18 protein-coding genes are annotated in these 21,979 nt (G+C 30.2%); 5 read left to right on the top strand and 13 right to left on the bottom strand.

Annotated elements, in window-relative coordinates; genetic code table 11:
• Window positions 1–75: 75 nt before the first annotated feature.
• Entirely contained in the window at window positions 76–1,245 is a 1,170-nt protein-coding gene (locus BTO16_RS14300) for a hypothetical protein (protein WP_105022339.1), read from the bottom strand.
• 117 nt (window positions 1,246–1,362) lie between these two features.
• Window positions 1,363–4,068 (bottom strand): TonB-dependent receptor, encoded by a 2,706-nt coding sequence (locus tag BTO16_RS14295; RefSeq protein ID WP_105022338.1) that lies wholly within the window; start codon window positions 4,066–4,068, stop codon window positions 1,363–1,365.
• A 265-nt stretch (window positions 4,069–4,333) separates the two neighbouring features.
• On the opposite strand from BTO16_RS14295, the gene BTO16_RS14290 reads away from it, so the two are divergent.
• Entirely contained in the window at window positions 4,334–6,589 is a 2,256-nt protein-coding gene (locus BTO16_RS14290) for an inorganic phosphate transporter (RefSeq protein WP_105022337.1), read from the top strand.
• Between the two features lie 54 nt (window positions 6,590–6,643).
• Here the strand turns inward: BTO16_RS14290 and BTO16_RS14285 are convergent, their stop codons facing one another.
• The 8 genes from BTO16_RS14285 to BTO16_RS14250 form a co-directional block, all read right to left on the bottom strand.
• Window positions 6,644–8,842 (bottom strand): patatin-like phospholipase family protein, encoded by a 2,199-nt coding sequence (locus tag BTO16_RS14285; RefSeq protein ID WP_105022336.1) that lies wholly within the window; start codon window positions 8,840–8,842, stop codon window positions 6,644–6,646.
• Entirely contained in the window at window positions 8,839–10,635 is a 1,797-nt protein-coding gene (gene uvrC, locus BTO16_RS14280) for an excinuclease ABC subunit UvrC (RefSeq protein ID WP_105022335.1), read from the bottom strand. The genes BTO16_RS14285 and uvrC overlap by 4 nt, the downstream gene beginning before the upstream one ends.
• 30 nt (window positions 10,636–10,665) lie before the next feature.
• Window positions 10,666–11,271 (bottom strand): DUF4230 domain-containing protein, encoded by a 606-nt coding sequence (locus BTO16_RS14275; protein ID WP_105022334.1) that lies wholly within the window; start codon window positions 11,269–11,271, stop codon window positions 10,666–10,668.
• Between the two features lie 214 nt (window positions 11,272–11,485).
• Complete coding sequence (locus tag BTO16_RS14270) at window positions 11,486–12,103, bottom strand: lipoprotein signal peptidase (RefSeq protein ID WP_105022333.1); 618 nt, start codon at window positions 12,101–12,103, stop codon at window positions 11,486–11,488.
• A 34-nt stretch (window positions 12,104–12,137) separates the two neighbouring features.
• Complete coding sequence (locus BTO16_RS14265; protein ID WP_105022332.1) at window positions 12,138–12,791, bottom strand: hypothetical protein; 654 nt, start codon at window positions 12,789–12,791, stop codon at window positions 12,138–12,140.
• Window positions 12,792–12,838: 47 nt separating this feature from the next.
• The gene (locus BTO16_RS14260; protein WP_105022331.1) at window positions 12,839–13,216 is read right to left on the bottom strand and encodes a TraR/DksA family transcriptional regulator; all 378 of its coding nucleotides are present in this window, start codon (window positions 13,214–13,216) and stop codon (window positions 12,839–12,841) included.
• Window positions 13,217–13,220: 4 nt separating this feature from the next.
• Window positions 13,221–16,697: an isoleucine--tRNA ligase gene (gene ileS / locus BTO16_RS14255; protein WP_105022330.1), complete on the bottom strand. Its 3,477-nt coding sequence runs from the start codon at window positions 16,695–16,697 to the stop codon at window positions 13,221–13,223.
• 148 nt (window positions 16,698–16,845) lie between these two features.
• On the bottom strand, window positions 16,846–17,604 hold the full coding sequence (locus BTO16_RS14250; protein ID WP_105022329.1) for a TerB family tellurite resistance protein: 759 nt from the start codon (window positions 17,602–17,604) through the stop codon (window positions 16,846–16,848).
• Between the two features lie 152 nt (window positions 17,605–17,756).
• On the opposite strand from BTO16_RS14250, the gene BTO16_RS14245 reads away from it, so the two are divergent.
• The 3 genes from BTO16_RS14245 (at window position 17,757) to BTO16_RS14235 (ending at window position 19,160) form a co-directional block, all read left to right on the top strand.
• Window positions 17,757–18,167 carry a BrxA/BrxB family bacilliredoxin gene (locus tag BTO16_RS14245; protein ID WP_105022328.1) on the top strand — a complete coding sequence of 137 codons (411 nt, stop codon included), beginning with the start codon at window positions 17,757–17,759 and terminating at the stop codon, window positions 18,165–18,167.
• 92 nt (window positions 18,168–18,259) lie between these two features.
• On the top strand, window positions 18,260–18,499 hold the full coding sequence (locus BTO16_RS14240) for a hypothetical protein (RefSeq protein WP_105022327.1): 240 nt from the start codon (window positions 18,260–18,262) through the stop codon (window positions 18,497–18,499).
• A gap of 1 nt (window position 18,500) precedes the next feature.
• Window positions 18,501–19,160 carry an HD domain-containing protein gene (locus BTO16_RS14235; RefSeq protein WP_105022326.1) on the top strand — a complete coding sequence of 220 codons (660 nt, stop codon included), beginning with the start codon at window positions 18,501–18,503 and terminating at the stop codon, window positions 19,158–19,160.
• A 90-nt stretch (window positions 19,161–19,250) separates the two neighbouring features.
• Here BTO16_RS14235 and BTO16_RS17675 read toward each other — a convergent pair whose 3' ends face one another.
• Entirely contained in the window at window positions 19,251–19,424 is a 174-nt protein-coding gene (locus BTO16_RS17675; RefSeq protein WP_170064477.1) for a hypothetical protein, read from the bottom strand.
• A gap of 6 nt (window positions 19,425–19,430) precedes the next feature.
• Window positions 19,431–20,303 (bottom strand): AraC family transcriptional regulator, encoded by an 873-nt coding sequence (locus tag BTO16_RS14230; protein WP_105022325.1) that lies wholly within the window; start codon window positions 20,301–20,303, stop codon window positions 19,431–19,433.
• A gap of 192 nt (window positions 20,304–20,495) precedes the next feature.
• Here BTO16_RS14230 and BTO16_RS14225 point away from each other — a divergent pair, with 192 nt between their 5' ends.
• Entirely contained in the window at window positions 20,496–21,080 is a 585-nt protein-coding gene (locus tag BTO16_RS14225) for a hypothetical protein (RefSeq protein ID WP_105022324.1), read from the top strand.
• 87 nt (window positions 21,081–21,167) lie between these two features.
• Here BTO16_RS14225 and BTO16_RS14220 read toward each other — a convergent pair whose 3' ends face one another.
• Window positions 21,168–21,950: an enoyl-CoA hydratase/isomerase family protein gene (locus BTO16_RS14220; protein ID WP_105022323.1), complete on the bottom strand. Its 783-nt coding sequence runs from the start codon at window positions 21,948–21,950 to the stop codon at window positions 21,168–21,170.
• Window positions 21,951–21,979: the final 29 nt, after the last annotated feature.

Below are 21,979 nucleotides of genomic sequence, written 5' to 3'. Positions count from 1 at the left end.
TTAAACCTATTACAAACACAAAAAAGCAGACTTTAGAAAGTCTGCTTTTTTTATTATTTATAAGTTTCTAACGAGTTAAAAAGAATATCCTGTCCAAGCAAATACAGATTTATCTGCACCGCCACTTGTACCAGCTGTTAAAACAATCGTTGCTCCACCACTTACTGTATTTTTTATATCTGTAATATCTAAACCGTTTGCAATACTAGCAACCGCTGTTATTTTAGTTGCATCATCTGCATCAGATTTAGAATCTTGTAAATCAATTACATCTCCAAATTTTGCTCCAGAACCTAAAACTAAATAAGCATTTGTAACGGTAGCAGTAGCACCTCTTCTGATTTTAATTCCGTCAGACATTTCTACACCATCTGCATTGTTAATAATTGTTACACCATTAATTGTAAACTTAGATTCGTTGATATCCGAAGGAGAGTTACCATCTAAATTACCATCTGCTTCAATTCCTCTTGGATCTGAAGTTACAGCTGTATAACCGTTTTCTCTAATACCATATAAGTTAGTACAAGTACCCGCATAACCTTGGGTAAAATCGAACATATCGTCCTTAGCATTTACCACTAAAATGTTTGATGCATTTACTGTTCCTCCAAAAAACTCAATACCGTCATCATCGCCATTTAAAATAGCAATGTTAGAAATAATTGTACCAGAACCAACACCGTTTAAGGTTAAACCATTGTGTTCTGCTTCGTCATCAATTCTTGCTCCTGTAAACTCTAAAATTACGTAATTTAAAATTCCAGAATTATCTGCAGCATCAGAACCACCAAATAAAATTGAGTTTTTTACTTCTGTTGCAGCATTACTTTGTGAACCAGATTGGCGACTTAAAGGCGCATTACCGTTTAAGATAATTCCGCCCCAATCACCAGCTTTTGGGCTCGTTGCGCTAGAAGTAAATTTAATTGGGTTTGCAGCCGTTCCGTTTGCAATTAATTTACCACCTTTTTCTACCAAAATATACACATCGGTACCACCTGCCAAAGCATTAATAGTTGTACCAGCTTCAATTGTTAAGGTTGCGCCATCTTTTACTAAAAGAGCTCCTGTTAAATTATGAGCAATTCCAGATTTTATGGTTAAATCTGATGTTAAGTTTCCTGCTAAATTTTGAGGTGTAACAGTTCCTGAATCAACCGGTGTGTTATCATCTTCACTTAAAGAACATCCTGTAAATACTAAAGAAGCAATTGTTACGATTGATAAAATTGTTTTTTTCATTTTTTCTTATTAATTTGTTTAAACTATTAGTTTGATTAACTTCTACAAAGTTGAACTAACAAGGTTTATTTTACTTTAACTAAACCTTAAAGAATTGTTATTAAAATTAACTAAAACCTATAAATTGTAAGAGAAACCTATACTTAGGTTAACACCTTTTTTATAATTTCTTAACACTACATTATCACCTCCATTAAAACCTGCTCTAGATATCTGAAAGTCTGGGTTTAATAAGTTAATCGCCTTTAATTTAATACTATAATGTTTATTAAATTCATAAGAAGAAACCAAGTCTAACGTTGGAATTCCTTTTTCTAATACATTTTCAAAACCTCTTGTACCTATAGAATAAACTCTCTCGCTGAAATAATTAAATACTATTGACGAGATAAACGTATTGTCTTCAATCTTTTTGTTGATAGAAATATCTGCATTTAATAAAAATGGCGTTGCGCCTTCTAAATTACTGGTTGCATTTGTAAATTGAGCAACAGAACTTTTATCTAAATTAACATTAGACATTAACAACGAAGTATTTAAACCTGCCATAATTTCTAAGTCTTTATCTTCTATTTTGTAAATGCTTTTTCTTGCTTCTAACTCCAATCCATAAACACTTGCGTCATTACCAACATTTAAATACGTTAACGTATTACCACCAGAAGGAATTTCACTTCTAGCAATTGGGTCTTTTATAAATTTATAGAACCCAGTAACTGTTATCAATTCTGATGAAGAAAAATAATACTCATATTTAGCATCTAAATTATAATTGTCTGATGGTTTTAAATCTGGATTACCTTGTGATGAAAAACTAATATCTTGATATTTAAACGGTGCCGTTTCTTTAAACTGAGGAAAAGTATACGATTGGCTACCTGCAATTCTAACAATACTGTTTTCGTTAAAATTATATTTTATATTAAAACTTGGCAAAACATACGTTCTATCTAAGTTAGATGCGCCATCAATAGCAGATTGTGCTATATTGGTATTGTAAGTAACTAGCTGCTGAATTTTCTCAAATCTTGCACCAAAAGAAGCAATAAAATTATCACTAAATTGATATACTAAATTACCAAAAGCACCAAATATTTGTCTTTTCCCTCTATATGTAAAAGGTATAAATGCATTAGGATTATTTGCACTTCCTCTACCTGTTTCTAATTCGAAAATAGAATTGTCTATAGAATTTTGATTAAAAATGGCATCCGGGTTTTCTAAATCAATAGCAACTCGGCTAGAAAAATCATGATTAAAAATTGTTGCAGAAAACAAACGTTCTGTATATCTGTAATCTCCACCAAGTTCTAAAACACTAATGTCTTCACCTTTTTTTAATTTGTAAGAAAATTTACCGTTAGCCGCGTAATCATTTTCTTCTAACTTGGCAAAATAACGCTCATTTTCTCCTGCAGAACTTGTTTGAGGACTATAATAATCGTCTCTTAAAAGATATTTGTTCGTTCTTCTATCTGGCTCATTTCCTCTAATAAAATTTAAAGAACCTTTTGTTTCGAAATTTAATCGATCAGAAAACTTATAATTTGCAATTAATTGATTTACATACAATTCATTGTTATTCGTTTGTTGTCTTCTTTGAAACTCTAAATCGCCATCTTGCTCAGGATTGTTAAATCCGAAGTAATCACCCACAGATTGTTTGTTGTTATGTATAAATAAATGATTGTATGCAATATTATGACCAGCTTCAAACTTATAATTTAAGTTTGCCATGATCATTTGAGAAACCGTATAATCGTATTTCGTGAAATCTTGGTCTTGAAAAACCTCACCAGAACTGGTAGTTTGTTTAATGTTACCATCAATATAATTATAACTTCCATCAAAACCACCAACGATATAAAAGCTAAATGTATCGTCTTTAATATCATATTTTCTTCCTCCTGCGAAAGAGAAATTATTATTTAATTGAAAATTCTGACTTTCTGGTTTCCATGAATTACTGAAACTATACTTTGTTAAATCATTAACAGGAATTCCTAAATTTTGAGTACCAAATTTATTTGTGCCAGCAATTGTTAAAAAATCTTTAGAAACTGTTTGCGTATTTGCGCCAACAGAACCACTAATAGTAAACATGCTTCTTTTAACTAATTCTTTTGATGAAATATTGATATTTGCGCCACCAACATCACCACTTAAATCGGATGTAAAAACCTTATTGACTTCAATATTTTTTATAATACCTGTATCAAAAAAGTCTAAAGAAATATTTTTATACTCAGGATCTTCCGATGGCAAAGGCAATCCATTTAATGTAGTTGAGTTATATCTATCTCCCAAACCCCTAACAATAACATTTTTTGCTCCTTTAGAAACTCCGGCTGTTTTAGTTACTGCGCCTTCTGCGTCAGAAACTCCTTTTATAGCCAATTCTTGAGCACCAATTGTTGTTTTGATTGATACTGCTTTCTTTTGCTCTAAAATTAAAGCTGTTGCAGTTTCTTTACTTGATGTTGTCGTTATAATAATGTCATCTAAAGCAACACCTTCTTCTGCAGATAATAATTGATTAATTACTACCGTTTCACCAACCTTAATTGAAAAAGATTTCTCTATAGATTTATATCCTAAAAAACTAAAAACTACAATATGGTTTCCTGCAGGAACTTTAATAGAATAGTTACCATCAAAATCTGTGGTTGTACCTATAGTAGTACCTTTAATAAGTACGTTTGCAAAAGGTAAAGACTCATTATTCGTTTCTTTATCTGTTAACGTTCCTTTTAATGTGCCTTTGTCTTGAGCATTTATAAGTTGACTCAAAATTAACAAAGCAATACATAAAATTTTTCTCATTTTTATCGTTTAATTACTTCTGCAAAATTGTATCTACTTTGTAAACTCTATGTTATTTGTAAATTATGATTCAGTTAATAATCTGTTAAGTAATTGTTACCTAAGTTGAGAGAAAATGAGTATTTTGGTGAAAAATTTTTTAGTTAAATTTCCTTTAAGACAATGTGTTTTTAATGTAATTTTAACTAAAATTTCATAACATTAAGATAACGTCTCAAAAATAATGACTAATTAACTTTGCTTCGTTTAATATTTAAAAATAAAAATGGGAGATCCTTATATTTTAATGCTTGTTGCTTTAGCTGTTCTTGCTATCGTAGACTTAGTTGTAGGTGTTAGTAATGATGCTGTTAACTTCTTAAATTCTGCAATTGGCTCTAAAGCGATACCAGTAAAAAAGATTATGATCATTGCCAGTTTAGGTGTTTTTTTTGGTGCAGTAACCTCTAGCGGAATGATGGAAGTTGCTCGTAAAGGAATTTTTAACCCTAATATGTTTATGTTTCAAGACATTATGATCATTTTTATGGCTGTAATGATTACAGATATTCTTTTATTAGATATATTTAATTCCCTTGGAATGCCAACATCAACAACCGTTTCTATAGTTTTTGAATTATTAGGTGCTGCTGTTTGTATTTCTTTACTTAAAATTTACGCAAACGATTCTGAATCAATTTTAGATATTTGGAACTACATTAACCACGAAAAAGCATTTGAAATTATATACGGAATTCTCCTCTCGGTTGTTATCGCCTTTTCTGTTGGTGCACTTGTACAATTTTTTTCAAGATTAATTTATACTTTTAATTTTGAAAAAAGAGCAACCTATATAAGTGCTCTTTTTGGTGGTTTTGCAATAACCGCAATTACCTATTTTATTATTATTAAAGGTATAAAAGGAACTCCTTTCTATGAAGAAGTAAGTCATTTAATAGAAGGAAATACTTTCGTTATAATAACAGGAAGTTTTGTTGCTTGGTCTGTTATTTCGCAGCTATTAATTCAATATTTTAAAATTAATATTCTAAAATTAATTATAGGAATTGGTACATTCTCTTTAGCAATGGCATTTTCTGGAAACGATTTGGTAAACTTTGTTGGTGTACCAATTGCTGCTTTAAATTCTTATCAAGATTGGGTAGGTTCTGGTATTGCTGCAGACGCATATTCTATGGGTAGCTTAGCAGATAAAGTACCATCAAATGTTTGGTTACTACTCCTTGCTGGTACAATTATGGTTATTACTTTATGGACCTCTAGCAAAGCGCAAAATGTAATAAAAACAGGTATCGATTTATCTCGTCAAGGTGATGGACATGAAAAATTTCAACCAAACGGATTGTCAAGAATAGTGGTAAGAGCAGCCATGTCTATTAATACTGGTATTAGCTATTTAGTACCAAAGTCTACATTAGATTTTATAGATTCTAAATTTCTTAAACCTGTTATAAAATTACCCAAAGACAGAAAATTTGAATTGCCTGCTTTTGATATGATTAGAGCATCTGTAAACTTAATTGTAGCGGGAATCTTAATTTCTGTTGCCACTTCTATGAAATTACCTTTATCTACAACATATGTAACTTTTATGGTTGCAATGGGTACTTCTTTAGCAGATAGAGCTTGGGGCCGAGAAAGCGCTGTTTATAGAGTTGCAGGTGTAATTAACGTAATTGGTGGTTGGTTTTTAACCGCAATTGTTGCTTTTTTTGCTGCCGCCTTGGTTGCTTATTTAATTAGTTGGGACATGGTAATGATCCCTATTTTATTAGTATTAGTTGCTGTTTTAATGGGTAGAAATACTTTAATTCTTAGAAATAAATCTAAAGAAGTTAAAAAACAACAATACATAGAAAGAGAAGAATTAATTACAATTAACGGGGTAATTGAAGAAAGTGCAGATCATATATCCGAAGTAATAAACCGTGTAAATAAATTATACACAAATGTTGTAGATGACTTAACAAATCATGATTTAAACAAATTACGTAAAACAGACAAGCACGTAGAAAAATTAAATAATGAAATAGATAATTTAAAAGACGGTGTTTTCTATTTTATTAAATCTTTAGATGATACCTCTGTACAAGCTAGTAGGTTTTATATTATGGTTTTAGGCTACTTGCAAGATGTTGCCCAATCTATTAGTTATATTTCTAGAGCTAGTTTTAAACACGTTAACAACAATCATAAAAACCTTAAGAAACCTCAAATTAAAGATTTAAAAGAAATTGATGTTGAGCTATCTGCTTTATTAACAAAAGAAGCAGCTGTTTTTGAAAGCAGAAATTTCGATGATCTTAATAATCTATTAAAAGAGAAAAATCAATTATTAAAGAGCGTTTCTTTATCAATAGAGAAACAAGTTGCAAGGATTAGAACTGATGAAACAAGTCCTAAAAACACCACTTTATATTTTAGTATTTTACTAGAAACAAAAGATTTAATAAGTGCATTAATAAGTTTATTACAAACTTATGAAGAGTTTTACTTAAGCACAAAACAAATGAAAAAATAATAAGCTCATCTTCTTAATAATAAAAAAACCGTGAAGCAATTCATGGTTTTTTTATTAAAACCAAAACCCTAAATTAAACAACCAAAAATTTTGATTAATCTCTGGCGACCAACTGTATTTAATTTCTAAAGGACCTATTAAGCTGTTATAACTATAACCTAAAGCATAGCCAGACTTAATGTCTTTAAATAGGTCTATATTTTTAAAAACATTTTCACCCAATCTTCCATAATTTGCAATAAAAATGGCGTAATGATTATCTGCAAGGGCATATCTAAAATTAAACTCAGACTTTACAAAAGTATTGTTAGAAAGTTCTGCAAAATCATACCCATAAAAGGCAACAAAAGTATTTATATAATTTTGATTGTATCCGCCTAAATAAAAGTCAAAAACCTCTGAATCAGGGTTTTTTAAAGTAAAACCAGCTTCATTCGTTAACTGAAAAGTAAGTTTATCCCAAAATGTTTTTGCAAAACCTAAAGTACCTTTCGTTTGTCCAAAACTTTGAAAGTCATTATTATAATCCGAAGAAGCTAAATACCATTTAAAATTTAAGTCGGCAAAATATCCTTTTGTAGGAAAGTTTTTTTTGTCATAGGTATCTAACTTTAAATAACCATAGGTATTAAAATAATTACTTTTATCGATAATTATTGCTTGATCGTTTATCGTTATTGTAGCCGTTGTTGCTTTTATGTATTTATGTTCCGCCCCTAAACCTAAAGCAAATTTTCTATCAAAAGTGGTTTGAATAAAAAATTGATTAGTAATATCGGTATATTTTAAATTGATATTATTAACGTTCGTAAAACTAGACACTATTGGGTTGTACTTTGAGTTAGATGTAAAATGATTATACCTAGATCTAAAGCCATAACTAATATAAAACCCATTGTCTACAAAATAATTTAAGTTATACCTTAAATTATCTCCTAAAATCATATCTAGAGAAAACTTATCATTGTCTACTAATAAATGTTTTTGACTGTAATTTGCTAACAAACTAGACTTATATAAAAAATCGTAATGAACCCCCAATTTTAAACTGGCATTTTCTTTCGTTTCTTGTAAGTAAAAACTTAATAAATAAGATTGATCTATCTTTTTAATTAAATTGTACTCTATACGATCATAATTTTTGGTTGCTGATAACAGATAAATCTTTTTTGTTATTTCTCTTCTTGTAGTACTATCTCCTTCTTTTAACTTTAATTTACCTAAAACAAAAGATCTTGTATAATCTTTTGATCCGTCTATAGCAATACTAGAAATTAACAACTTTTCGTTACTTAGTTTTAATTCTTCTCTTTTTCTTTTTACCTTTTGTTTCGCCGCTAATTCTTTAAAAACTTCTGAATATTTTGCGGCTTCATCAATTCCTATTTTTAAAATTTCATCTTTTTTATCAAAATCAACCACACTAAAGTTGTTAATATCTGGATGAATATAAACATCAATTTTCTCTTTCTCTTTGCTTGTTTTATTGTACATCTGATAACTCATTATCTGATTCATAATAGCTATGGCAGAATTTAAATTTTCTTTTTTATACAACCTTCCCTCTACATCTACCCCAATAACAATATCGATTCCTTTGGATTTCATGACGCTTACAGGAAAATTATTTGCAATTCCTCCATCAACTAATAATTTACCATTTAAAACAACTGGGTTTAATAAAGTAGGAAAAGAACCACTTGCTCTTAATGCCAAGGGTAAAGAACCTTTTTCTAATATCACTTCTCCCCCAGTTTCAACATCCGTAGCAATACAAAAAAACGGAACGGATAATTTAGAAAAATCTTGATTTCCATCTAATGAATCAAATAGTTCTAATAATAAATTAAGTACATTTTGCCCTTTCGAAATTGCCCTTGGTAAACCAATAACACCTCTTTTTACAGGTAACGTAATCATGGTGTTTTCACCATATTCTTTCTCAAAAAAGGTTTCTGAATTTCTTGGTAATTGATCTCTTACTAGCGATAAAAAATCGGTTTCTTTAATAATCACTTCTATTTGATCTGCAGAGTAACCAGCAGCATATAAGCCACCAACAATAGCGCCCATGCTAGTACCGCCAATATAATCTAACCTTATGCCTGCTTTGTCAATTTCTTTTAAAACACCAACATGTGCAAACCCTTTTGCACCACCACCACTTAAAACCAATCCTATTTTTGGTTGTTTTTCTTGACCATAAAAACAGATAGAAATCAATAAAAAACAGGTTGCTATAAACTTTTTCATTCTTTTTTGGGATGATAATATTCGTGTACTTTTATAGCTCTCGCGTTGCCAATTGTTTCAATTAAATCTGCAAAAGAAGCTTCTTTTACGCGTTTTGCCGATTTAAATTTACGCAATAAAGTTGTAATAGTCTGTGCACCAACATCAGGAATTTGCTCTAACTCAGATTGTATAGCGCTTTTACTACGTTTATTTCTATGAAAAGTAATTCCGAATCTGTGTGCTTCGTTTCTTAAATACTGTGTAATTTTTAAAGTTTCAGACTTTTTATCTAAATATAAAGGTATTGGATCATCTGGATAATAAATTTCTTCCAAACGTTTTGCAATTCCGATAATGGCAATTTTACCACGCAAACCCAAAATATCTAGGCTTTTTAAAGCAGACGATAATTGTCCTTTTCCTCCATCTACAATTATTAATTGTGGCAAAGGTTCATCTTCTGCCAATAAACGCTTGTACCTTCTATACACAACTTCCTCCATAGATGCAAAATCATCTGGACCTTCAACCGTTTTTATATTGTAATGTCTATATTCTTTTTTACTTGGTTTTCCATCTTTAAAAACTACGCAAGCAGCCACAGGGTTTGTACCTTGAATGTTAGAGTTGTCAAAACATTCTATATGTCTTGGCTCTACAGAAAGGCGTAAATCTTTTTTCATTTGCGCCATAATTCTCTTTACATGCCTGTCTGGATCTACAATTTTAATTTGCTTAAACTGCTCCATTCTAAAATACTTTGCATTTCTTTCAGACAGTTCTACAATACGTTTTTTATCGCCTAAAACAGGAATAGTAACTTTAATACCCTCACCAATATTTACTTTAAAAGGCACATAAATTTCTGGCGATTGCGAGTTAAAACGTTGCCTAATTTCTACAATAAAAAGCTCTAGTAGCTCTTTATCTGTTTCGTCTAATTTCTTCTTGATTTCTGTAGTGTGAGATTGAATAATTGATCCGTTAGAAATCTTTAAAAAATTTGCGTATCCGTGTGTTTCATCAGAAATAATAGAAAACACATCTACATTATTTATAGACGGATTTACGATTGTAGATTTTGATTGATAATTGCCTAACAAATATAATTTCTCTTTAATTTTTTGCGCTTCTTCAAACTCCATTTTTTCGGCAAAATGAAACATCATTTCTTGAAATTTCTCTAAACTTTCTTTAAAATTACCTTTAATTATATTTCTAATTTCTTTGATAGAATCATTATAGTTCGCTTCGGTTTCTAAACCTTCGCAAGCCCCTTTACAATTTTTTAAATGATATTCTAAACAGACTTTATATTTGCCTTCGCTAATGTTATTTTGACTTAAATCGGATGTACAAGTTCTTAAAGGATAGAGTTCTTTTATCAAGTCTAATAAAACTCTTACGGTTCTTACAGAGGTATAAGGACCAAAATATTCTGAGCCATCTTTGATAACTCTTCTGGTCATAAATAATCTTGGAAAACGCTCTTTTTTAATACAAATCCAAGGATAACTTTTATCGTCTTTTAAAAGAACATTGTACTTTGGTTTGTACTTTTTAATTAAGTTATTTTCTAATAAAAGTGCGTCTGTTTCTGTATTTACAACAATGTGCTTTATGTTGACAATCTTTTTTACAAGAACACGCGTTTTACCATTTTCGTGGTTTTTGTTAAAGTAGGAAGCAACTCTTTTCTTTAAATTTTTGGCTTTGCCGATGTAGATTATTACATCTTCTTTATCAAAATATTGATACACTCCAGGTTCACTTGGTAAGGTTTGTACTTGAAGTTCTAAAGATGCAGACATGGTCAAAAATAACGTTTTTACACTAATAAACTAGTCTAATCTGTTGCCTAAATTTACTGAAAAACCAGAATTTGTATTGTCTACAACTTCCCAACCGTAAATAGCTGATAATTGATAAATTTTAGATATTTCCTCAAAAAAACGAGTTATGGCAGCAGTTTTTAAATTCGTTAATTGTATTGTTTGCTTAATTTTGTCAATGCTTTTCTTATTTATTTTATTTAAATCTTCTTTAGAAAAGGTGTTAAACTGACTTTGTTGTAAATCGAAATATTTTACATCTGGCGAAATGGTAATTTCTTCCTCCGGTATTTTATTAATGTAAATTTTTTTCTTTAAAGAATCTATTTGAATTTCTAATTTAGACAAATCATAACCAACCTCAACATTAGCATTTACTGTAATAATGGCTTTTTTATCAAAAGAAACATAATCGTAAAAGTATTTTTTAGAATCCGAATAATTATAAATTTCAGAGAAGTTTGCTTTAGAAACAACTAGCTTACTAATATTTTTAATCGAATTTACAACAACTTGTATCTCCTCTTTTTGATGATTTTCCTCTTTTTTATCATACCAAAATTTAGCAATGAAAAAACCGATAAAAAAAACGATAATATATTTTATAGTATGCATTTTAATGATGTTATATTTTTAGACAAAAGTAAAAAACTTCTCGATACAAATGTGATGAAAAATCGAATTCACTCTAATATAAATAGTTTTGCCTAAGTGTTTACAAGAGTCTATAAACTAGCCGTAAACACTTATAAATCAATTTCAAGCAATTAATTACATAAAGAACATATGCTCAATAACCTGGCTAATTTGTGGCTTTTTTATCTAAAAACTATGCTTCTATTTTCTTTTCTTCTTTAGGAAAAGCTTGTTTGCTAAAAATAAAAAGCAATGCTACACCAATAGTTATGTAAGCATCCGCAGGATTAAAAATATATTGAAAAAAAGTATATGTTTCTCCGCCCATAAAAGGAATCCAACTTGGTAAGTTTCCACTCCAAATAGGAAAATAAAACATATCTACCACTTTACCATGAAAAATAGAACCGTAAGGTTGGTCTGCAAACAACGTTGCTACTTTATTGGTAGAATCGTCAAAAATTGCACCATAAAAAACAGAATCTATAATGTTACCTATTGCACCTGAAAATATTAATGAAATAGCAATAATTACTGCATTGTGTACTTTTGTTTTTATAGTACCAATTAGCCAGTACATAATTGCCGTAACTGCAAACAATCTAAAAACAGTTAAGAAAAGTTTGCCCGCTTTACCACCAAACTCAAAGCCCATTGCCATACCGTTGTTTTCTACAAAATGGATTTTAAACCAATCGAAAACCACGACCTCTTCTCCTAAAACAAAGTTCGTTTTTATATAGATTTTAATAACCTGATCTAAAATAATAGTACATAAAATAGTAAGAATTGCGAGGTTCTTTTTCGACATTTTTATAGAATTTGTGCACACAAAAATAAGAATATTATTGCGTTTTTTGAGTAGTTAAGTAAATATTAGCTTTTAGACTTGTTACAGCGAATTTTTTTTGGTTTTTTTCTGATTTATTTTGATATGTTTTTTCGTACAAAATATTATCAACTTTTATTTTTCCGAGCTTAGAAGTTAGCTCAATATTTGCATTTTTAAGCGATGCATAAATACTGCCTTCATATAACTTTATTGCTGTATCTGCTTCAATTTCATGTAATTTTAAAATCCCTTCATCTATAAAAACAGCTAAACTTCCTTGATAACTTTTAGATTCTATATTAATGTTTTCTCCAAAAATTGTTACTTTTTTTCCTTTAGGTATTTTTACAACTACAGCTGCTCGTTGTAATCTTTTGGTAATAAATTTTCTAAAAATTGTTTCTTCTGTTTGTAGTTCTTCAATTACAAATGCAATCTTAACCACATTGTTTTCTGTATTTAAAAGAATATGCTGCTCATTTGGGTTTTCTGCAAACAGCGCAATTTCAATAAATTCTGAAGTTGAATTCTCTAGTATAAGATTATCTAAACCAATCGTAGAAACTTCAATTTCTTGTAAATTAGTTTCAAACTTTTTTACAGCTCTCTTTTGAGAAAAGAGTGCTATAGAAACAAATAAAAATATTATTGAAATTATTTCTTTCATAAAAAAAGCTTCTTGTAAAGAAGCTTTATAAATTTTAATTAAACTAGTTATTGAGCTCTTTTGGCATCAATACTTAATGTAGCATGAGGCACTAATTTTAAACGCTCTTTCTGTATTAATTTACCAGTAACTCTGCAAACACCATAGGTTTTATTTTCTATGCGCATTAGTGCGTTTTTTAAATCTCTTATAAACTTTTCTTGTCTAATTGCTAATTGCACATTTGATTCTTTGTTCATTACTTCAGAACCTTCATCAAAAGATTTAAAAGATGGCGATGTATCATCTGTACCATTATCTGAATTATTTTTATAAGCGCGCTCTAACAATTCTAAATCTTCTTTTGCTCTGGCAATTTTCTTATTTATAATTTCTTTAAATTCTTGCAGGTCTGCTTCTGAATATTTTACTTTAATATCTGACATTTTTCTAAGCTTTTTCGATTAATATTCTACTTTTAATGGTATCAAATTCAATTTCTGTACCATCGTTTAACACATCAACAAAAACCAATTCTTTAGTTAATGTTTCACTCATTATGTACTCTTTATTATCAGTGATTGATTGTTGTAAGTTTTGATTGTTTAAAACTGTTAATTTAATTTTATCCGTTACATCTAAACCAGCGTCTTTACGTGCATTCTGAATTCTATTTACCAATTCTCTGGCAACACCTTCTTTACGCAATTCCTCTGTAATCGTAACATCTAAAGCAACTGTTAACGAACCTTCGTTTGCAACTAACCAACCTTCTATATCTTTTGATGATATTTCTACATCTTCAAGATCCAAAGTAATATTTTTTCCATTAATAGAAAGTACAATGTTTCCAACTTTCTCTATTTTGTTAATATCTTCTTTTTTAAAGGCACCAACTGCTGCTGCAATAGCACGCATATCTTTACCAAATTTAGGTCCTAATGTTTTAAAATTAGGCTTAATTTGTTTAATTAAAATACCTGAAGCGTCTTCTAATAATTGAATTTCTTTAATATTAACTTCGTGTTTAATCAAATTAACAACTGCTAAAATCTCTTCCTTTTGTTGATCATTATCAACCGGAATCATAATTTTTTGCAATGGCTGACGCACTTTTATCTTTTCTTTAGCTCTTAATGAAAGTACTAAAGAAGATATAGTTTGTGCACTTTCCATTTTACGTTCTAAAGATTTATCAACAAAACGTTCATCATAAACCGGGAAATCTGATAGATGAATACTTTCTGATGATTCTTTACCTGTAACAGAATTTAAATCTTGATATAAACGATCCATAAAAAAAGGTGCAATTGGCGAACCTAATTTTGCAATCGTAATCATACACGTATATAATGTTTGATATGCAGAAATTTTATCTGTTTGATAATCTCCTTTCCAAAAACGTCTTCTACTTAAACGTACATACCAATTACTTAAATAATCTTGTGTAAAGTCTGATATTGCTCTCGCAGCTCTTGTAGGTTCATATTCTTCATAGAATGTATCTGCTTTATTAATTAAAGTGTGTAATTCTGATAAAATCCAACGGTCTATTTCTGGTCTTTTTTCTAACGGAATATCTGCTTCTTCATAAGCAAAACCGTCAATATTTGTGTATAAAGTAAAGAACGAATACGTGTTGTATAAAGTTCCGAAAAACTTACGTTTCACTTCTTCAATTCCTTCTAAATCGAATTTTAAATTATCCCAAGGGTTTGCGTTTGCAATCATATACCAACGTGTTGCATCTGCTCCATAGGTTGCTAATGTTGTAAAAGGATCTGTTGCATTTCCTAAACGTTTAGACATTTTATGTCCGTTTTTATCTAAAACTAATCCGTTAGAAACTACATTTTTATAGGCAACAGAATCAAAAACCATCGTTGCAATTGCGTGTAAAGTATAAAACCAACCTCTTGTTTGATCTACACCTTCTGCGATAAAATCTGCAGGAAAAGATTCATTCTCATCAATTTTTTGTTTGTTTTCAAATGGATAATGCCACTGTGCATAAGGCATAGAACCAGAATCGAACCAAACATCAATTAAATCATTTTCACGATTCATTGGTTGGCCAGATGGAGAAACTAACACAATTTGATCCACAATATTTTTATGTAAATCTATTTTCGCATAGTTTTCTTCCGACATATTTCCGACTTCAAAATCTTCATATATATCAGATTTTAAAATGCCCGCCTGAACGGCGCGTTCCATTTCTTCTTTCAATTCTTTTACAGAACCGATACAGATTTCTTCTTTTCCGTCTTCCGTTCTCCAGATTGGTAACGGAATCCCCCAATAACGAGAACGCGATAAATTCCAATCGTTTGCATTTGCCAACCAGTTTCCAAAACGACCAGTTCCTGTAGACTCTGGTTTCCAGTTAATCGTTTTGTTTAACTCGTGCATTCTATCTTTTACATCCGTAACTTTAATAAACCAAGAATCTAACGGATAATATAAAATAGGTTTATCAGTTCGCCAACAATTTGGATAACTGTGCTTATATTTTTCTACTTTAAAAGCCTTGTTTTCATTTTTAAGTTTTAACCCAAGTCTTTCATCCACAGATAAATATTTATCTTGATTTTTTAAAACTTCCGTTAAATTTTTTTGCTGATTTTTTAATTCTACTTCAAAATCAGCTTCATTTAAATATTCTGATTTTACATATTCTCCTGCAAAACCATAAATAGGATCGTTTACTTCTGATCTAAATTTTCCTTGTAAATTAACCAACGGAACTAAATTATCGTTCTCGTCTTTTACCAACATTGGCGGAATTTCTGGCACCGCTTGTTTTGCAACAATTGCATCATCTGCTCCAAAAGTTGGCGCTGTGTGTACAATTCCTGTTCCGTCTTCTGTAGTAACAAAATCACCAGCTATTACTCTAAAAGCATCTTGCGGATTGTCGTTTGGAAGACAATAATCTAATAATTGTTCGTACTTACTATTCACCAAATCTTTACCAATAAACTCTTTAATTACATAAAAAGGGATTTTTTTATCACCCGAATTATAAGAACTTAATTCCTCTGAAGTTTCGACTAGGAAACTATTTTTACCACCAAATTGTTTTCCAACTAACTTTTTAGCTAAAATTACTTTTATAGGTTCAAATGTATATTGATTAAACGTATCGACTAAAACATATTCAATTTTTGGACCAACCGTTAATGCAGTATTAGAAGGCAAAGTCCAAGGTGTTGTTGTCCAAGCGATGAAATAAATAGTTCCTTGGTTTTGTAAAAATGCCGGAAGTGTGTTTTCTATCGCTTTAAATTGTGCTACAACTGTTGTATCGGTTACATCTTGATAGGTTCCTGGCTGATTTAACTCGTGAGAACTTAAACCTGTACCTGCTTTTGGTGAATATGGCTGAATTGTATAGCCTTTGTAAATTAATTTTTTGTTATAAATTTCTTTTAAAAGCCACCAAACAGACTCCATATATTTTGGTTCGTAGGTAATATATGGATCTTCCATATCTACCCAATATCCCATTTTCTGGGTTAAATCGTTCCAAATATCTGTGTAACGCATTACTGCTTTTCTACAAGCTGCGTTGTAATCTTCTACAGAAATAGTTTTACCAATATCTTCTTTGGTAATTCCTAATTCTTTTTCTACACCTAATTCTATTGGCAAACCATGCGTATCCCAACCAGCTTTTCGCTTTACTTGGTAACCTTTCATGGTTTTATAACGTGGAAAAATATCTTTAATAGCGCGCGCTAAAACATGGTGAACTCCTGGAAGTCCGTTTGCAGAAGGAGGTCCTTCAAAAAAAACATAAGGTTCTGCACCTTCTCTTGTAGTTACACTTTTTTCAAATATGTTATTCTCTTGCCAATAGTTTAGAATTTCTTCTGCTACTTTTGGTAAGTCAAGACCTTTATACTCAGGAAATTTCGCGCTCATTTTCTATCTTTTCTAATAAGATTGCGAAATTACTGAATTTCTTGGAATTTTGGACAGTTGAAACTAGCAAAGTTGAAAAGGCTAAAAGTTATAGAAAATTGAAGTCTTAAGTTTAGTTCTCAGTTATTTTAAGCCTTAAAAATGCCATTTACATTGCGCGTTCATTTTTTATTTTTTCATACGCAGATTGTATGCTTTGAAATTTTTCTTGCGCTCCGTTTATGTGCTCTGGCCCTAAATCTTGTAATTTATCTGGATGGTATTTTTTAGCCATTACGCGGTATGCTTTTTTAACTTCGTCGTCTGTAGCCTCTTTTGCAATCTCTAAAATTTTATACGCTGCGTCAGATTCATCATAAAACATTGCCTTAATAGACTCAAAATCATTTTGATTGATATATAAATAGCCAGCAATTTTTTTTATTTCTTCAATTTCTGACGGAATTACAAATCCATCCGCTTTAGCGATACCAAACAAAAAGTGTATTAATTGTAAGCGAGACGAATGCGGCATGTGCGTTCTAATTTGAATACAAACTTGGCGTGCAGAAACTTCTTTTTTAATAATTCCTTTAAAAAGTTTAAAAGCGCTATTTGCTCGTTCTTTGCCATACATGCTAACAAACTGGTTGCGAACGTAATCTAATTCTCTTTGATCTACTTTTCCATCAGATTTTATAACGATGGAGGCCAATACTAAGAGACTCATTTCAAAGTCTCCAGAATTGGTGTTTGCATTTCCGTTATTTTGACCAACTCTTTCTTCAAGGCTTTTTCGCTCACCTTTTATATCCTCTAAAGAAACCCCATCTACAAAGCTACCAACGGCAAAGCCAATTGCTGCTCCTATTGGACCTCCTAATGTAAATCCTAAACCTGCACCTAACCATTTTGTGAAACTACCCATAAAAATTATAAAAAATTAAGTCCAAATATAAGAAAACATGCGTGTTTTAAAATAAAATATCAATTTTATTGATGTGCCTATTGTATAACTATTAATTTTCACCTTGAATTTTGCTTATTTTATTTTTATCTTTGCAATCTAAATTTATAATTATGTATCCAGAAGAATTAGTAAAACCAATGCGCGACGAATTAACTAACGCAGGTTTTAAAGCATTATATACTAGTGAAGATGTAGAGCAAGCCATCGCAAAAAAAGGAACAACTTTAGTAATGGTAAACTCTGTTTGCGGTTGTGCAGCTGGTACTGCAAGACCAGGAGCAATTGCTTCTTTAGGTGCAGATAAAGTGCCTACAAACTTAACAACAGTTTTTGCTGGTGTAGAAAAAGAGTCTACTCAAAAAGCAAGAGAATTTATGATTCCTTTTCCTGCATCATCACCTGCAATTGCATTGTTTAAAGATGGTAGCTTGGTTCATATGTTAGAGCGCCATCATATAGAAGGTAGATCTGCACAAATGATTGCACAAAATCTTGCTGCTGCTTATAATGAGCACTGTTAATATTTTTTGTAGCACCATTTTATAGTATTAAAATACAAAACTAAATCCACGTTTTTACACGTGGATTTCTTATTTTTAAGAAAACCCAACACATGGCTTCAGTACTATCTACCTACACAGAAAAAGAATTAATAAAGAAATTGAAAACGCAGAAAATAATGTTAATTATTCAAGGAATTGTTCTCTTTTTGATGGTTGTTTTTTCTGTTTTTTACACGCTAGAAAATGGCATTTCTATTAAAACCTTTTTACCTTTATTTTTTGCCCCAATGTTATTTGTAATGCTTTTTGAAATAAAAAATATTAAAAAAGAACTCGCCTCAAGAAAATAATATGAATCAAGAAAAAATTATACAAAACACCATCGAGTTTGTTAAAACCGAATTAAAAAATGCAGAAGGCGGCCATGACTGGTTTCATATTGAGCGTGTTTTTAAAAATACTGTTTTAATTTCTAAGGATGAAAATGTTGATATTTTTGTAGTTTCTTTAGGTGCTTTGTTACACGATATTGCAGATCCAAAATTTTATAACGGTGATGAAACTATTGGTCCTAAAATGGCTGCTGAATTTCTTAAAAAAGAAAAAGTTGATGCCAAAACTATTACACATGTACTTAATATTATAAAATTCATCTCTTTTAAAAACTCACTTTCTAAAACTGATAAAAAGTTTACATCAAAAGAACTAGAGGTTGTGCAAGATGCAGACAGATTAGACGCAATTGGCGCTATTGGTGTTGCGCGTTGTTTTAATTATGGCGGTTTTAAAAACAGAACGCTTTACAATCCTGAAATTCTACCAAATTTAGAGATGGCTAAAGAAGAATATAAAAAATCTGATGCGCCAACTATTAATCATTTTTATGAAAAATTGTTGCTTTTAAAGGATAAAATGAATACTAAAACTGGTAAAAAAATCGCATTAGAAAGACATCAATTTATGGAAACTTTTTTGGCGCAATTTTATAATGAATGGAATGGTGAGCTGTAGTTTTTCAGTACTCTGCATCAGAAAAAAGGCACGATATTACGCTGCTTATAGAAGTAAAAACTAAGACTCACTGATCGTTTAAAGTAAATTTTAACTTACTTTGGCTACTTCTAACGCTGTAATTTTAGATTCTAAGATAGATAACTCTTCTCCTTTTTCTATTATTTGCTCAACAGTTAAATTATCATTAGAATTTATAAAGTTTAAAATCTCTTCACTTTTAAAAGTATAGTACTCAATTGCTTTGTCTATTTTAGTTTTCATCTGTATTTACTGAATTAAATTTTTCATTTCACTTCTATACTTCGAAGCACTTTTTCCTGTAAAGTTTTTAAATAATTTATTGAAATGAGAAAAATTATTAAATCCGCATTCAAAACTTACATCTGCAATACTAGAGTTACTTTCTGCTAATAATTTAGTTGCATGCACTACTCTGTATTCGTTTACCAATTTTGTAAATGTTTTTCCTGTAGATTTTTTAAAATATCTACAAAAAGCAGGAACCGTCATACTTACCAATTCAGAAATTTCATCTAAACTTATATGTCCGCTAAAATGTTGATTAATATGATTGTAAATAACCTCTATTTTATTGCTGTCTTGCGGGCTGGTTTCAAAAGCAAAACCGTTTGCATTTAGCAGCGTATAATCATCCGTAGTAGCTAAATCATTCAAAATTTCTAAAAAAGAGACAATTCTTTGAACACCATCTAGTGCTACTAAAGCCTCTATTTTAGCACCTATTCTTTGCTTTATTTCAATATTAAATCGAATTCCTTTTTTTGCACGTTCAAAAAGCGCATCAACTGCCATCATCTCTGGAATTTTAAAAAATTCAGATCCTAAAAAATCTGGCTTAAATTGTATTAAAGTTTCAGAACCATTGGTAGTTAAACGATCTATATAACCAACATGTGGCAAATTAGAACCTATTAAAACTAATTGACTATTATTAAAATAACTAATATGATTGCCAATATGTCTTTTCCCTTTTCCTTTATTAACATACACTAATTCTATTTCTGGATGAAAGTGCCAAAAAGGGGTTTTCTTTTTTAAAAACTCCTCATGTTTTTTAACCAATAAAGAACTACCAAAATTGGGCGTTATTTTTTCTAAAGTTGGTTTTATCTGTATCATATTTAATGCAAAAATACAAAAGAACCAAATAAGTATCTATATAAATTTATCCACATTGTGTGTTATTTTAACTCTACATAAAATTAACATTAAGTTTACAGTTAAAATAAGACACAAATACACCAATTGTGTTGTTTTTAAAACTAGAGTACTATCCTAAATTTGCAGTATAAATTACTAAAAATTTATAATATGAAAACAATTAAAAGAAATGTATTAGTAGTAGTATTTATGTTAGGAACATTATTTAACTACGCAAACAATGAAAAAGATTTTAAGACAACTGTAGATGCTAAAAAAGTAAAAGTAGTATTTAAAGATGTTAAAAAAGGACAACTATTAACAGTAAAAGATAAAAACGGAGTTCAACTACATTCCGAAACTGTTTCTATACAAGGCGAATTAATCAAATTTTTTGATGTATCGTCTTTAAATAACGGACTTTACACTATTGAATTAAATAAAGAATATCTTATTATTATAAAGTCGATCACGGTTAAAGAAAATAAGGTAACTTTTATAGAAGACTCCGAAGAAATAATTTTTAAACCAATCATAAGAAACGAAGAAAGTTTGGTTTTAATTTCTAAAATCAATTTTGATAAAAAACCTATCTTAATTACCTTATTTTATGAAGGAGAAGAAATTTTTTCTGAAACTCTAAAAGATCAAGAAATAGTAAAAAGAGCTTATAGACTAGACGATAATCTAAAAGGAAATTATAAAGTTATTGTATACTGTAATGCTAAAAGTTACATTAATGAATTTAAAATTTAAATTGATTAGTGAGGTTAAATTGTGAATTTAAAAAAAACGAGCCTTAATTGGCTCGTTTTTCTTGTTACTATTTTTTGATAATAATCCTTATTTACCGGGAAAATTAGGCTTTCTTTTTTCTAAAAAAGCGGTTGTTCCTTCTTTAAAGTCGTTGGTGCCAAAACATTCTCCAAATTCTTCAATTTCTACATCAAAACCATTTGTGCCATCTTCAAAATTTGCGTTTACAGCTCTAATTGCAGCAGAAATTGCTACAGATGAATTTCGCATAATTTTACCAGCAATCTTTTCTGCTAAAGGCAATAATTCTTCTGGCGTTGTTACATGATTTACCAAACCACAACTAAAAGCTTCAGTAGCAGGAATCATTGTTGCGGTCATAATCATTTCCATTGCTTTGCCTTTACCTACCAATTGCGGCAAACGTTGTGTGCCGCCATAACCCGGAATTACGCCTAACGAAACTTCTGGCAAGCCCATTTTTGCATTGTCTGATGCGATTCTAAAATGACACGCCATTGCCAATTCTAAACCACCACCTAATGCAAAACCATTAATTGCAGCAATAACTGGCGTTGATAAATTTTCAATTAAATTAAACAACATTTCTTGTCCTTTTCTTGCTAAAGTTCCGCCTTCATCAACAGAAAAATGAGCAAATTCAGAAATATCTGCACCTGCAACAAAAGCTTTATCTCCGCTTCCTGTAAGTACAATTACTTTAATATCTTCATCGTCTTCTAAAGCTACAAAAGCTTCACTTAATTCATGAATTATTGCGCTGTTTAAGGCATTTAATTTACTAGGTCTGTTAATGGTTACTTGTGCTATATTATTGTTTTTTGCTACTAAAATGTTGTCAAATTTCATGTTTTATAGTTTAAGATAAAAAATTGTTA

This window comes from Polaribacter glomeratus (assembly GCF_002954665.1).
In the GTDB taxonomy this organism is placed as follows: domain Bacteria; phylum Bacteroidota; class Bacteroidia; order Flavobacteriales; family Flavobacteriaceae; genus Polaribacter; species Polaribacter glomeratus.
The sequence above is the reverse complement of the archived record's forward strand: the minus strand, read 5'-3'. Positions and strand labels throughout refer to the sequence as shown.